A 13,212-nucleotide genomic window follows, 5' to 3' on the forward strand; every position below is an offset into this window, starting at 1 on the left:
GGTTCAGTTTCGGATCCCCTGGAGCGGGTCGGCGCGCCGCCTGAGATCTCCGCCGGCTCCCGGCGCAGGGCGCGCCGCGTCAGGCGCTCCTGTCGCCGGACTCCATCCACGCGAGCCACTCGTTCGCTTCGTGCAGGGCGTCCGCCACGGCGATGAGCGCGCTTTCGCCGCCGAGCCGTGCCACGAGCGGCGCGAGCATCTCCACGCCTCCCCAGCCGCTCAGGGTCGACACCAGCGTGACCGAGCCGGCTGCGTCGCCGAGGCTCCTGGCGAACAGCCACGCTGCGTCGTGGAGCGACATCCAGGCAGCGCAGCGGATCACCTTCTCCAGCCCATCCGTTTCCCCGCTCTCGCGGTATGCCGCGACGGCGCGGGCGGCGAGCGATGACCGCGACGCCTCGGGCGCAGCGCGGCACAGCGCCGCGAGGGCGGCGATGCGCGCGTGCCCCGAGCCGCCGCCGCGCTCGGCGATCTCGACCGACGCGTCGAGCCCCAGCACCTCGATCGCCAGGGCCGCATGGTCGCCCACCAGCGCGGCGGCGACCCATTTTGGCTCGAGAGACATCACCGCGTCCCGCGCGGCGCGGACGAGCGGACGGCCTCCCTCGGTCGCAGCGGCGCGCAGCAGCGGGCCCGCGGCGTGGATCCCGCCGCCGCAGAGCTGTTCGATGACGTCGAGCGCGCGCGCGGTCTCGCCGAGCTCGGCGAGCCGCACGGCGAGCGCTGCGCCCATGCCGGTCATCGGGGCGTCCAGCAGCTTCGAGAGCTCGGGCACCCCGAGGAAGGGGGACAGCGCCTCGGCGCATGAAGGGTAGTCGAGGGGCTCGCCGCCCGCGCTCGCGCCGTCGAGGAAGGCAGCGAAGAGCGCGGACACGCCGCGGGCCTGCTCCTCGTCGGACAGCGCTCGCAGGAGAGGCGCCAGCGCGTTGGCGCGCGATCCCGGCGGGAGCGCCAGCGCCGCGCGAAAGAGCGAGCGCGCCTGGCCGGCGTCGAGGCCCGGCGCCCCGGCGAGCTGCGCGAGCGCGTGACCCGGTCGCGGATCCGAGCGCGCGCGCTCGATGGCCTCCGCGACCAGCGCATCGGCCTCTGGTGGCGGGAGGAACCGGGCCGCGCTGAGCCACAAGGGCAGGCTGGGACCTTGCTCGTCGCGGGATGTGGCGGATACCGCCCAGCGCGCGAAGCTCGCCGCATCGCCGCCCGGGCTGGCGCCCGCCGCCGCGAGCAGCGCCTGCGCGTCGCGCCATGGCTCGTTGCGCCAGGCGGCTCCGCGCCGCCGCACCAGCTCGCGCGCCCTCGCCGCGATCTCCTCGCGCGATCGCTCCGATGCGTGCGCCGAGAGCGCGAGGAGGGCGACGGCGAGCGACCGCTCGGCGTCGCCGCGCGCCGCGTCGCCGGGCCAGGCATCTCGCTGATCCCATGCGCGGTGCAGCGTCCCGAGCGCACCTTGCGCGAGGGCGACGCGCGCGAGGCGGGGCACCAGCTCGGCCAGGGCCTCGCTCGCGCCGGAGGCCTCGAGCGGCGCGGCGATCGAGCGCCGGAGGCGCCGCAGCTCGGCCCGGCGCGCGGCGAGGTCCTCGAGCGAGGACGGCCACGCCCAGCGCGGGTCGCAGAGCGCGAGGAGATCCGCGGGCGGCGCGCCGGACGCGAGCAGGTGAGCTCCCGCATACCGGCGGAGGTAGGCGGCGGCGTGGCCCTCCGGGGGGCGACCGTCCGCCCGGGCATGCGCGCCCAGCAGCTTGCGGGCGGCCTCCACGAGCCGCCGCTCGCAGACGGCGGCGCCGTCCTCGCTCGCGGCCGTCCAGGCTGCGCGCAGGGCCTCGTGCCGGAACCGGAGGGCGCTCCACCGCTCACCCCACGCGATCACCGGAGCGATCGCGGCGCGGTGCGCGTCGAGCGAGGCGGCGAGCTCCGCGTCCTCCACGCCGAGGAGCGACGACGCGTCCCCCAGGTCGAGCGGCGCGAGCGCGCGCGCGAGGATCGACAGCAGCGCCTCCAGCCGCGCCGCCCCGCGCTCGCGCAGCGCGTCCGCCGCCGCCTCCACGGTCGCGCGCGGCCCCGGACCGTCCATCGCCGCCCAGGCGAGCCGATCGCGCAAAGGGGCGTCGATCTCGTCCAGCCGAAAGCCGCCCACGTGCACCCAGTCGATGCTGTCAGCGCAGAGGGCGAGCCGCGCTGCCCACCGCTCGGCCGCTTCCCTGGGACCGGTCACCGCGACCAGCACGCGCACAGAAGGGCCGAGCTCGCCGAGCACCGACCGCTCGCGATCCTCTGGCCAGTCGGCGCACGCATCCGGTCCGACCAGGCCGAGGAGGAGCGCCGGCTCGCCCTCCTCGGCGTCCCGGTTCGCGATCTCGTTCACGAGGAGCTCGCAGAGCCCCTGACGATCCTCGGCGTGCGGCGCGTCGTCGGGCCACAGGCCGGCCGCGAGCCGCGTCAGCACCTCGTGCTCGAAGGGCGCCCCGGATACCCGGCCCGCGCGGACGAGGACGCGCTGCACGCCGGACCCGTCGAGCGAGTCGAAGAAGCGATCGATCACGGTGCCCTTGCCGGCGCCGGCCGGCCCGTACACGACGCAGGCGGCGGCGCGACCTCGGTCATGCCAGGCGCAGATCGCGTCGAAGGCCGCGGATTGGCTGTGCCCGAAGAAGCCCTCCTCCATCGCCGTCTCCCGCTCCGCGTCGCTCAATATCCCTTGGGTTTCCGGTATTTTCCGTACTGCCCACGCTTGCCCTTGGCGCCCACCACCGCATGCCCCATCTCGAGATCCGCGATCATCTGGCCGCAGGAGTCGCAGGGGTCGACGCGGGGGCCCCCCTTCTCCTGGAAGGTCTCGATCGAGACGTTCGGATCGTCGAACCTGGCCTTGAGCCGGCGGTTTGCCTCTGCGTCGACCTCGGACGGCGTCATCGGCTTGAAGGGCTGCTTCTTGTTCCCTCGCGCCTTCGCGGTCCTCTGCTCGTCCTGGATCTGCGTGGTGATGTCGTTCTTCATGCGCTGGAGGGCCTGCGTCTCGGCGCACGGCTTGTCGGTGAAGGTCTGCGGGATCTGCCCTCCTCGCTCGGGCGGCTTCCCTCGGGCCTCTTCGATGTTGTAGCCCTCGGAGAGGACCGTGGCGGGGTTCGTGCTGTTGTCGACGATGCGCGTGTAGACGAGCCCGTGAGGATCCCCGAAGAAGAACGGGCTATTCCTGGCATAGGCGAAGACGTTGAGCCCGCCGAGCAGCTCGAGCGGATCCGGCGAGATGTACCGGCCCATATGCGGGTCGTAGTACCGGTAGCGGTTGTAGAAGAGCCCGGTCTCCGCGTCGGCATATTGACCCAGGAACCGTATCGGCGTCGCCGCCGTGCTGCCCTCCTGCATCGCGGCGGCGCCCCAAACCGTCCTTCCGAGCTCGCCGAGGATACGGCCGTCACCGTCGACCAGCCGCTCGGGGAAGCCAGCCAGGTCGTTCACGTAGTACACCCAGGCGCCCTCGCTCCGCTTGCCACCCTGCTGAACGATCTCGCGGTGAGCCACAGGCTCGCCGCCGTCATCGAAGTGGTACCGGCGCTCGAAGCGCAGGCCGCCCGCCTCCGTGACCTCGTGCAGCAGCGTGTCTCCGTACCAGTGAAAGCGCGTGCGCCGGAGCATCTCGCGGCCGCCGCCCGGGCTCACCCGATAAACCTCCTTCTTGAGCCGCCGCGCGAAGGCATCATAAGCAAACTCGACGACGGTACCGTCGGCCATGGTCACCCTGGAGAGCGTGCCCGCCTTCGACCACGCATAGGAGGCGAGGCGCTCGCCGCCCTCGACGCGTCCGCGCCTCTCGGTGAGCCTGCCGAGCTCATCCCAGACGAACGTCGTCCCTCCGGCGCGCAGCAGGCGGTTCCCGGGGCCATACTCGCGAGCAGCCGCAGCGTCGCCTGCTTCATGGAGGTTTCCCGTTGCGTCGTAGGCGAAGAGCTCGCCACGGGCGCCGTCGGGCACGGCCGCGAGGAGCTGCCCGAGCGCGTCGTAGCTGTATCGTGTCGTCCCGCGCCGTGCGTCCCAGAGCGTCGAGAGCTCGGACGACGCGTTGTACTCGAGCCGCTGGTGAACGGTCACCGCAGGGTCCCGCGCTCCCAGCCAGTCGGGCTCGCCCGGGCGCGCTGCCCTCGCGAGGTGCGGCGCGATGACGCGCTTCTCGACGAGCCTGCCCGCTGGATCATGGCCGAACAGCACGCGCCCGCCGCGCGACAGGATCCGCTCGACCTCGCGCCCGGAGGCGTCGAGTCGCACCTCCGTTTCGTCGGTCCCGTCCAGCAGCAGCTTGAAGCTCCGTCCTGCATAGTCGCGACGCCACTCCGCGCTGTGGCCGAGCGAGGTCCGGTGGCGGACAGGCATGCCGACGGCGTCGAGAGCGACGGTCACCTCGAACGTCGCGCCGTCGACGATCTGCCTCTCCCTCGCCCCCGCCAGCGTCGATGATCCGCGTGATGTCGCCGTTCGGGAGCCGCTCGACGCGCGTCTCCCGGCCGAGCGCGTCGATGACGCGCGTCTCGTTGCCGAAGAGGTCGCGCTCCCAGCGCGTGGTCGCGCCCAGCGCATCGGTGTACGAGGTGAGGTGTCCGCGAGAATCGTAGGTCCGGGAGAAGACGCGCCCGTTGGCGACGGCCTTGTCGACCTTGCCGTGCTCGTTGCCGAAGTTCCTGAAGACGCACGCTGCGTCGACGACCTCGCTGTAGCCGTGAGGGCCATAGTCGACCTTGACGTGATGAATCCCCCTGGCCTTCGTGCGGCCGTCCATGAGCAGATCGGAGAGGTCGTCCGCGAGGCACGGGTCGACACCGCTCTCGTGCTCGCCCCACGTCTCGACGCCGCGCCCCGCCGGATCGTAACGGAAGTGGAAGACGAGGCCCGTCGGCAGGCGATACGAGACGAGACGGTGATCGTCATCATAGGCATACGCGGTCACGTGCCCGTCCGCGTCGGTGACGTCGACGAGGCGCCCGGCCTTGTCATAGCCGTAGCGCGCGGCGCGCACGACCCGCCCGGAGGGGCAGACTACCTCGATGGCGGCGATGCGCCCATCCCGCGTGGCCAGCACGCGGATCGTGCGCCCTACGCAATCGACGATGCGCGACAGCGTCGACTTGCCGTAGACGAGCTGAATCCGGTTCCTCGCGCGATCCTCCACGGCCGCGAGGCGAAAGCGCCGGCGCATGGGATCGCCCATGTCGACCTCGAAGGTTCGCCGCGTGCCGTCGGGCACGTCGAGCGCGAACCCTTCCTCGTGGCGATGCAGCACCCACCCGTGCGGCCCCAGAACACCGGTATCCCGCTCGACAGCTCCAAAGGCCACGTCGAGACCATCCTCGGTCCAGACGACAGCGCCGCTGCGGCGCAGCTCCACTTCCCAGGCGAACGTGTGCGTCCAACCGTGGCCGAGGCCGACGTCCCGGGCGCGGATCGAGGTGGCGTAGGAGCGCGCGAGCTCGAGCGGCATGGGCCCGGGCAGCTCGAGGTCGACGACCGGCGTCGTGAAGACGCGCCCGGTGACGACATCGATAGGATCCCCGTGCGAGGCCGCGCCGCTGCGGCTGCCGCCGTGGTGTCGGGGGCAGCCGCCGCCGTCCTTCCCGGGCGTGCCGCAGGCGCTCTTGCCGCCGCCATCGGCGTCCTTGCCGCCGTTCTTCCCGTCGGCGCCCTGGCGGTTCTTCGATCCGTTTCCGCCGCCCGCTCCACCGCCCCCTCCGGCGCCTCCGCCGCCCATCACGAAGACTCCGGGGTTCATGCCGGGGATCGCGGGGATGTTGGGCACCGGGGCCGTGCGCGCCATGGGAGCACCTCCGAACGCCAGCAGGCCGCAGCGCCTCCTCCCTGTCAAGCGCGCCCGGGCGCGCAGCATCGAAGGAGCACGCGATGGTCAGCTGCTATCCTGTCCTCGACGGCGCAGCGACATCGCCCGCCCGCGCGGCCTCTCGCCGGCTCGCTCCCGCGGCGCGCACATCGCGCCTTTCGACGTGATCTCGATCGAACACCGCACCAGACGCCCTCGCGCGGGGCTAGGCCCGCCCGAACCTGAGCAGCAGCCCGAGCCAGCCCCGCGCCAGGTAGAGGCCGTTGATCAGCACGTAGATCCAGAAGAACACGTCGAGCCGCCCCGCGAGCGCGAACGCCCAGATGTGGCTCGGGTAGTGGTTCAAAAAGCGCAGGAACGTCGTCACGAGCGCCGCCGCCCTGGCGGCGGGCGACCGGGGGCGCTGCTCGGCGACGGTCTCGTAGTACGCGGAGACCGACGTCTCCTTGCCGCTGATCTCCGGGCGTCGGACGAAGTTCGTCAGCGAGATCGCCGAGGCGATCACCGCGACGCCGACGACGCCGGCGAGCAGGAAGCGCGCGTCGCCGGCGGGCCAGAGCGCCCCGTCGAGCCCGAGCCCGCCGACGCGGAAGAAGCGCACCGAGAGGGCGCCCGAGAGCAGCACCGCCTTGAGCTCGTCCGTGAAGAAGTCGAAGAGGTGGCCCTCCTTCGAGGCGAGCTGCTTGTGGCGCGCGAGCATCCCGTCGGCGCAATCGAGGAGATAGCTCAGCTCGAGCACGGCGATCGCGGCGAGGCCCCCGGCCGCCGTGGGCAGGGCGACGAGCAGCGCCGCCGCCACCACGAACACGGCGAGGTTGAGCAGCGTCACCTGGTTCGGCGTGATGGCCGTCCGCGCGAGCAGCGCGACGACGCCGCCGGCGAGCGGGCGCATCACGTACGTGTTGAAGAGCTGATCGTGCTTCTTCCGCGTGGCCAGGTAGATCTGCTTCGCTTCGCCGAACATGTCCGGCGTATCCTAGTGCCGCGCGCGAGAGATCCCGCCGGATTTCTGGTCGCCGCCCCGCGGCGGAGACGCGCGGCGCGAGCGCTGTTCCCCGGAGCCCCGCGACCGCGCCACCGCCCCGCGGCGGAGGCGCGCGGCGCGAGCGCTGTCTCCGCCGAGCTTCGCCGCGCTCCGCCCGCCTCGAGCTCCGCGCCCGCCTCACGGCGGCCTCACGGAGGGACGCGCGCAGCACAGGCCCGGTTTCCTCCGTGCTTCGCGCCGATGACGCAGAGCTCGTCCGCCGCTGTCACCCGCTGCCGCCGTGGCCGCCAGAGCCCGGGGAAAGCCCCGGCGCGAGCCGTCGAGCGGCTTCCCTCGTGCGGCAGGAACGTCTATCAAAGGATCTTCATTACATCAGGCCTGTTCCCACGGGCGGGAACGAAGCAATCCGGCGGCATGACCGCTGTTCAGTCGCGCACGGAGAAGATCGGATGAAGCGTTCCATTCGCGGTCTCACGCTCTCGCTGGCGCTCTTCGCTGGCTCGCTCGCGCACGCGGCGCCCGGCAAGCGGCCCGACGTCAACGCCTACCGGCTCGCGCCGAAGGCGGCGCGCGCCCTCTCGGACGCGCGCGCCACGGCCAACGCTCGCGCCGCGCGCGCGGGCGGGATCGTCTCGGCCGTCGACGAGCAGCGCGGCGTCCCGAACTTCCTCTGGGCAGCGCGCGGCGCCGCGCCGGCCGTGGCCGTGGGCGTCACCCCGGAGGCGGCGGCCCGGCTCCACCTGGGCCGGTTCGCCGCGGCCTACGGCCTGAGCAGGGCCGCGCTGGAGACGGCGCGCGTGGTCCACGTGCACGACATCGGGCAGGGGCCCGTCATCGTCACCCTGCGCCAGCGCGTGGACGGCGCCGACGTCTTCCAGACGGACGTGAAGGTGCTCATGCGGCAGAGCCTCGAGCTCGTCGCCATCTCCGGCAACCTGCACCCGGCCGCCGTGCCCGCGAAGACGAGCTCGAGCCGCCGCGCGTTCCGGCTCTCGCCACGACAGGCGCTCGCCACCGCGCTCGCGGACCTCTACGGGATCCACCCGGGGCCGAGCGGCGTCGTCGACCTCCAGCGCCCCGCGGGCGACTACCAGGCCTTCGACCTCGCCCCGAACAGCGCGCTCCGGGCCGCGAACCTCCACCTGATCGAGCCGGCCCGCGTGAAGAAGGTCCAGTTCCCGATGCCGGACAAGGTGGTGCCGGCGTACTTCGTCGAGTTCATCTCGGGAGAGGTCAAATCGGTCTCCTCGGACGCCTACGACTACGTGATCGCGGCCGACGACGGCCGCGTCCTCTACCGCCGCAACCTGGTCGAGAACGACTCGTTCAACTACCGCGTCTGGGCAGAGACCACGGGGAACGGGCGGCCCCTCGACGGGCCCCAGGCCGACTTCGTGCCGCACCCGACCGGCTCGCCCGACGGGTCCCAGCCGGCGTTCATCCCGGCGCCGCTCGTCTCGATGGAGGGGTTCAACAAGAGCCCGGACGGCGGCGCGGACCCGTGGCTGCCGCCGACCGCGGTCCAGACCCGCGGCAACAACGTGGATGCCTACGCGGACCACAAGGACCCCGACGGCTACTCGAACGGCGACGTCCGGGCGATCACCTCCGCGGACAAGACGTTCGACTACGTCTACGACCCGGTGGCCGAGCCCCTGTCGAGCGAGGCGCAGACCATGGCCGCCGTGACCCAGCTGTTCTACGTGAACAACTGGCTCCACGACTGGTACTACGACTCCGGCTTCAACGAGGCCGCCGGCAACGCCCAGCAGGACAACAAGGGCCGCGGCGGCCTCGGCGGCGACCCGATGCTCGCCGAGGCGCAGGACGGCGCGCTCACGGCGGAGGGGCCGCGCAACAACGCGAACATGAACGCGATGTCCGACGGCACCTCGCCGCGGATGCAGATGTACCTCTGGAACAGCCAGGATGTCCGGCGCACGCTGACGCTCGACCCGGGCGGCACGAGCGTGAACACCGGCACGGCCGCGTTCGGGGCCACCAACTTCAACCTCTCGGCCCAGATCGCGCTGGTCGACGACGGCGTCGACGCGACCCCCGACGACCCGGTGGATGGAACGCGGGACGGGTGCGAGGAGCCGCTCTACAACGTCGCGGGCAAGATCCTGCTCGTCGATCGGGGCGGCTGCACCTTCAAGCAGAAGGCCGTGAACGCCGAGGCCGCCGGCGCGGTCGCCCTCCTCATCGCGAACAACGCGCCCGGCGTGCCCGCGCCGGGCATGTCGAACGGCGCGCCCACCGACGTGGTGGTGAACATCCCGGTGCTCTCCACGTCGTTCGAGGACGGGGTCAGCCTCAAGGTGGCGCTCCTCGAAGGGCCGATCACGGCCGCGATGGAGCGCATCCTCGGGATCGTGCGCGACGGGACGATCGACAACACCGTCGCCGCCCACGAGTGGGGGCACTTCATCCACCGTCGCCTGACCCAGTGCGGCACCGAGCAGTGCAGCGCGCAGAGCGAGGGCTGGGGCGACTTCCTCGCCCTGCACCTGATCGTCCGCGAGGGCGACGACCTCGGCGGCACCTTCGCGACCTCGATCTACGCGTCGGAGGAGGGCGGCGACAGCGGCTACTTCGGCGGACGCCGGTCGCCGTACACGGTCGATCTCACCAAGAACGGGTTCACGTTCAAGCACATCTCCGATGGCGAGGAGCTCCCGGAGCAGCCGAGGATCGAGGGCGGCGGGAAGGAGAACTCCGAGGTCCACAACGCCGGCGAGATCTGGGCGCTCATGCTGTTCGAGGGCTACGTCGGGCTGCTCACGCGGGAGGAGGACGGCAGCCGCGTCTACACGTACGAGGAGGCGCGGCGGCTCATGTCGGACATCCTGGTGGCGGGGCTCAAGCTCGCGCCGGTGGACGCGACCTACACCGAGCAGCGCGACGCCCTGCTCGCGGCGGCGTACGCGCGCAGCGAGGCCGACATGCTCGCGCTCGCGGCCGGCTTCGCGAAGCGCGGGGCCGGGACGTGCGCCGTGTCCCCGCCGCGCGACTCGGACGACTTCGTCGGCGTCGTCGAGGGCTTCGACCTGAAGCCGTGGAGCGCCCTCTCGGTGGGCGAGCCTGGGGACGGCGTGCGCTCGTGCGACGAGGACGGCTTCCTCGACGCGGGCGAGCGCGGCACCGTGGCCCTCGAGGTGCGGAACTCGGGGCCCGTGCCGCTCGTCGGGGCCGAGGCGACCGTGTCCTCGACGAACGACCACGTGTCGTTCCCGGGCGGGACCACGTTCGAGCTGCCCGAGATCCCCCCGTTCGGGTCGAAGACGGTCGAGGTCGAGGTCAGCGTGGACGAGGCGCTGGCGGCGGTGGAGACGCTCGAGCTGCGCGTCGAGGTGGCGGCCGCGGAGGCGTGCGAGCCGACGGTCGTCGACATCGCCGGGGCGCGCCTCAACGTCGACGACGTGCCGGGCTCGTCGACCGTCGAGTCGGTCGAGAGCGAGGCGCCGGTGTGGGCCAAGGACGGCGAGGAGGCGGACGCCGTCTGGTCGCGCGAGAAGACGGACCTGACGAACCACGCGTGGCGCGGCATCGACTTCCCGAGCCTGTCCGACACGCAGCTGGTCTCGCCCGCGCTCTCGGTCGGGACCACCGAGCCGCTCGTGATCACCTTCAGCCACCGCCACTCGTTCGAGATCACGCCGGCGACGGCGGCCCAGGCGGCGGTCCACTGGGACGGCGGGCTCATCGAGATCACCGACGACGACGGCGCGACGTGGCAGGACGTCGCGACGTTCGCGGATCCCGGGTACGGCGGCCCGATCGGCAACACGGTCGACGAGCCGTCGGTGAACCCGCTCGCCGGCCGCGAGGGCTTCGTCGGGGAGAACGAGGGCTGGCCGGCGCAGGTGCCGGTGACGCTGGACCTCGGCACGGCGTTCGCGGGGAAGACGGTCAAGGTGCGCTTCCGCATCGGGACCGACGCCTACGCGGGCGATTTCGGCTGGGAGATCGACGACATCGAGGTCCACGGCATCCAGAACAAGCCGTTCGGCACGCTCGTCTCCGACCCGCCCGGGTGCGGTGAGCCGCCGGTCGGCGAGGGCGGCGCCGGCGGCGAGGGCGGCGCCGGCGGCAGCGGCGGCGAGGCCTCCGGCGGCGAGGGCGGCGCCGGCGGCAGCGGCGGCGAGGCCTCCGGCGGCGAGGGCGGCGCCGGCGGCAGCGGCGGCGCCGACGTCCCGACCGACAACCCCGCACCGTACGCCGAGGGCGACGGGTGCGGCTGCGAGGTCGCGGGCAGCTCGACGACGACGACGACCGCGGGGCCGCTGGCCACGCTCCTGGCCATGGCCCTGGGGGTCGTGCGGCGGCGGCGCCGTCGCGCGGTCCGCTGAGAGAGGCCGCCGGCGCGCTCAGCGCCGGGCGCGGTGCGAGCCGGGCGCGCCCGCGTCCGGCGGCTCCTCGCTCCACTCGACCGCGATCGAGTCCTCCTTCGCGCCCTCCGGGCGATGCCACTCCACGGTGATCGAGTCCGCGTGCGCGGGGGGCTCTTCGCTCCAGTCGACGGCGATGGAGTCGACGACGGTCGGGGCGCTCGCGGGGCTCGCGCCGCGCACGGGGATGGTGGCGGGCCCGCTCTCCTCGTCGGCGCCGGCGGACGACTGCTGCCCGTGCAGCGTGATCGCGTCCGGGTCGAGCGCGTGCGCGAACCGCGACGCGTACGGGGGCGGCTCGCCGCGCAGGAGGGCGCGCACGTCGTCGAGCATGTGGCGCGCGTCGGGGTAGCGCTGGTCGCGGTCGAAGGCGAGCGCGCGGTCGACGACGAGGCACACGTCGCGCGGCGTGCGCGGCGCGCGATGGGCGAGCGGCGGCGCCGGCTCCTTGCCCATCTTCAGCAGGAGATCGAAGTCGGTGCTCGCCTCGTGCACGTGGCGGCCGGCGATCAGGCGGAACATCGTGGCGCCGACGGCGAACAGGTCGGCGCGGGCGTCGATGTCGCGGCCCTTCGCCTGCTCCGGCGGCATGTAGGGGGTCGTGCCGAGCACGATGCCCATCCGCGTGAGCTCCCCCTGGAGGCTGGAGTCCTGGCGGATCCGCGCGAGCCCGAAATCGAGCACCTTGATGCGCGGGCCGAGGCCGGGCAGGGGCGTGCTGCCCGGGTCCTCGCGGACGACGTACAGGTTGGGCGGCTTGATGTCGCGGTGGATGATCCCCTGCGCGTGCGCCGCGCCGAGCGTGTCGAGCACCTGCGCGGCGAAGCGGAGCACCTCGGCGAGCGGGAGGCCGCCGAGGCGGCGCTCGCGCTCGGCGAGCGACTCGCCCTCGAGCAGCTCCATGACCAGGAACGGCGCCCCGTCCTCGGCGACGTCGATGTCGCGGATCTCGACGGCGCCCGGGTGGCGGAAGCGGTTCGCGGCCTGCGCCTCGCGCTCGAACCGGTCGCAGATCTCCTTCGACTTGGCCGCCTGCGGGTGCAGGATCTTGAGCGCGTCGCGGCGCCCGATGCGGTGGACGCCGACGTAGACCGCGGCCATGCCGCCGGCCCCGAGCAGCCGCTCCAGCGTCCACTTGTTGCGGATCGTGGTCCCCACGCGTCGTGAAGCCGTGTCGCTGGTCATGGGGTCCTTGCGCTCATGGAACCGGCGCCGCCGCACGCGGTCAAGCGTATGCTCCGCGCGCGGGCAGGGGAGAGCGATGGGAAAACCGGACGAGCAGAGCGGGCGGCGGTACACCGAGGCCGAGGTGCGGACCATCCTGGAGCGCGCCCTCCGGGGGGCGCAGGCGCGTGACGTCAGCCACGACGAGCTGGTCGCGGCGGCCGAGGAGATCGGCATCTCGCGGGACGCGATCGAGGTCGCGTCGCGCGACCTCGAGCTGGTCCGAGGCGAGGAGGAGGCGCGCGCGGCGATCCTCGCGCGCCGGCGCAAGGGCTTCCGCTCGCATCTGTCCTCGTTCCTCCTCGTGAACGCGTTCCTGTTCGCGATCAACGCGCTCACGCCCGGCCCGTGGTGGTTCTTCTGGCCGCTGCTCGGGTGGGGCCTGGGGCTCGCCTTCCACGCGCGCGCCGCGCTCTCCAGCGACGTGTCCCCGCGGCAGCTCCGGCGGGAGAGCGAGCGGAGCTCCGCGCGGTCGCGGAGCGAGCAGCTCCGGCGGCTGAAGGAGCAACGCAGGGTCGAGCGCCTCGCGCGCAAGCAGCGCCTCGAGCAGAGCGCGGAGGACCTCGGGCACGCCGTCGAGGAGGGCGTCGCGACGGTGCTCTCGCGGATCGCGCAGGAGATCCGCGGCAGCGCTCCGCCGCCGCCGGCCGAGGACGCGGGGCGGAGGCGGCGGATCGCGCCGCTCGACGCAGACGACGCAGAGTCCGAGGCGCTCGGCGAGGAAGAGGCGGATCGCGCGGCCCGGCCGGGCCGCAGCCGGCGCTGACGGCGCGGCGCGGCTCGCCCGGACAGCT

7 protein-coding genes are annotated in these 13,212 nt (G+C 73.1%); 2 read left to right on the forward strand and 5 right to left on the reverse strand.

Annotated features, from left to right (window positions below; genetic code table 11):
• Window positions 1-79: 79 nt before the first annotated feature.
• The 4 genes from WME89_RS16695 to WME89_RS16710 all read right to left on the reverse strand — a co-directional run bounded on the left by WME89_RS16695 (window position 80) and on the right by WME89_RS16710 (window position 6,782).
• On the reverse strand, window positions 80-2,686 hold the full coding sequence (locus tag WME89_RS16695; protein WP_438010132.1) for a hypothetical protein: 2,607 nt from the start codon (window positions 2,684-2,686) through the stop codon (window positions 80-82).
• The gene (locus tag WME89_RS16700) at window positions 2,683-4,257 is read right to left on the reverse strand and encodes an RHS repeat domain-containing protein (protein ID WP_438010133.1); all 1,575 of its coding nucleotides are present in this window, start codon (window positions 4,255-4,257) and stop codon (window positions 2,683-2,685) included. Before WME89_RS16700 ends, WME89_RS16695 begins: the two co-directional genes overlap by 4 nt.
• Window positions 4,184-5,797: an RHS repeat domain-containing protein gene (locus WME89_RS16705; RefSeq protein ID WP_438010134.1), complete on the reverse strand. Its 1,614-nt coding sequence runs from the start codon at window positions 5,795-5,797 to the stop codon at window positions 4,184-4,186. The genes WME89_RS16700 and WME89_RS16705 overlap by 74 nt, the downstream gene beginning before the upstream one ends.
• Before the next feature lie 226 nt (window positions 5,798-6,023).
• Window positions 6,024-6,782 (reverse strand): CDP-alcohol phosphatidyltransferase family protein, encoded by a 759-nt coding sequence (locus WME89_RS16710; protein ID WP_438010135.1) that lies wholly within the window; start codon window positions 6,780-6,782, stop codon window positions 6,024-6,026.
• 470 nt (window positions 6,783-7,252) lie between these two features.
• On the opposite strand from WME89_RS16710, the gene WME89_RS16715 reads away from it, so the two are divergent.
• Complete coding sequence (locus WME89_RS16715) at window positions 7,253-11,155, forward strand: M36 family metallopeptidase (protein ID WP_438010136.1); 3,903 nt, start codon at window positions 7,253-7,255, stop codon at window positions 11,153-11,155.
• Window positions 11,156-11,173: 18 nt separating this feature from the next.
• Here WME89_RS16715 and WME89_RS16720 read toward each other — a convergent pair whose 3' ends face one another.
• On the reverse strand, window positions 11,174-12,379 hold the full coding sequence (locus WME89_RS16720) for a serine/threonine-protein kinase (protein WP_438010137.1): 1,206 nt from the start codon (window positions 12,377-12,379) through the stop codon (window positions 11,174-11,176).
• A gap of 76 nt (window positions 12,380-12,455) precedes the next feature.
• On the opposite strand from WME89_RS16720, the gene WME89_RS16725 reads away from it, so the two are divergent.
• A complete protein-coding gene (locus WME89_RS16725) occupies window positions 12,456-13,184 on the forward strand; it encodes a 2TM domain-containing protein (RefSeq protein ID WP_438010138.1) in 729 nt (242 codons plus the stop codon).
• The last annotated feature ends 28 nt before the right edge of the window (window positions 13,185-13,212 follow it).

The organism is Sorangium sp. So ce321 (assembly GCF_051530195.1).
Lineage (GTDB): Bacteria > Myxococcota_A > Polyangia > Polyangiales > Polyangiaceae > Sorangium.

Coding starts and splice junctions, on each gene's coding strand:
- WME89_RS16725 (WP_438010138.1), top strand. CDS start 12,456: ATGGGAAAACCGGACGAGCAGAGCGGGCGGCGGTACACCGAGGCCGAG.
- WME89_RS16705 (WP_438010134.1), bottom strand. CDS start 5,797: ATGGCGCGCACGGCCCCGGTGCCCAACATCCCCGCGATCCCCGGCATG.
- WME89_RS16715 (WP_438010136.1), top strand. CDS start 7,253: ATGAAGCGTTCCATTCGCGGTCTCACGCTCTCGCTGGCGCTCTTCGCT.
- WME89_RS16720 (WP_438010137.1), bottom strand. CDS start 12,379: ATGACCAGCGACACGGCTTCACGACGCGTGGGGACCACGATCCGCAAC.
- WME89_RS16710 (WP_438010135.1), bottom strand. CDS start 6,782: ATGTTCGGCGAAGCGAAGCAGATCTACCTGGCCACGCGGAAGAAGCAC.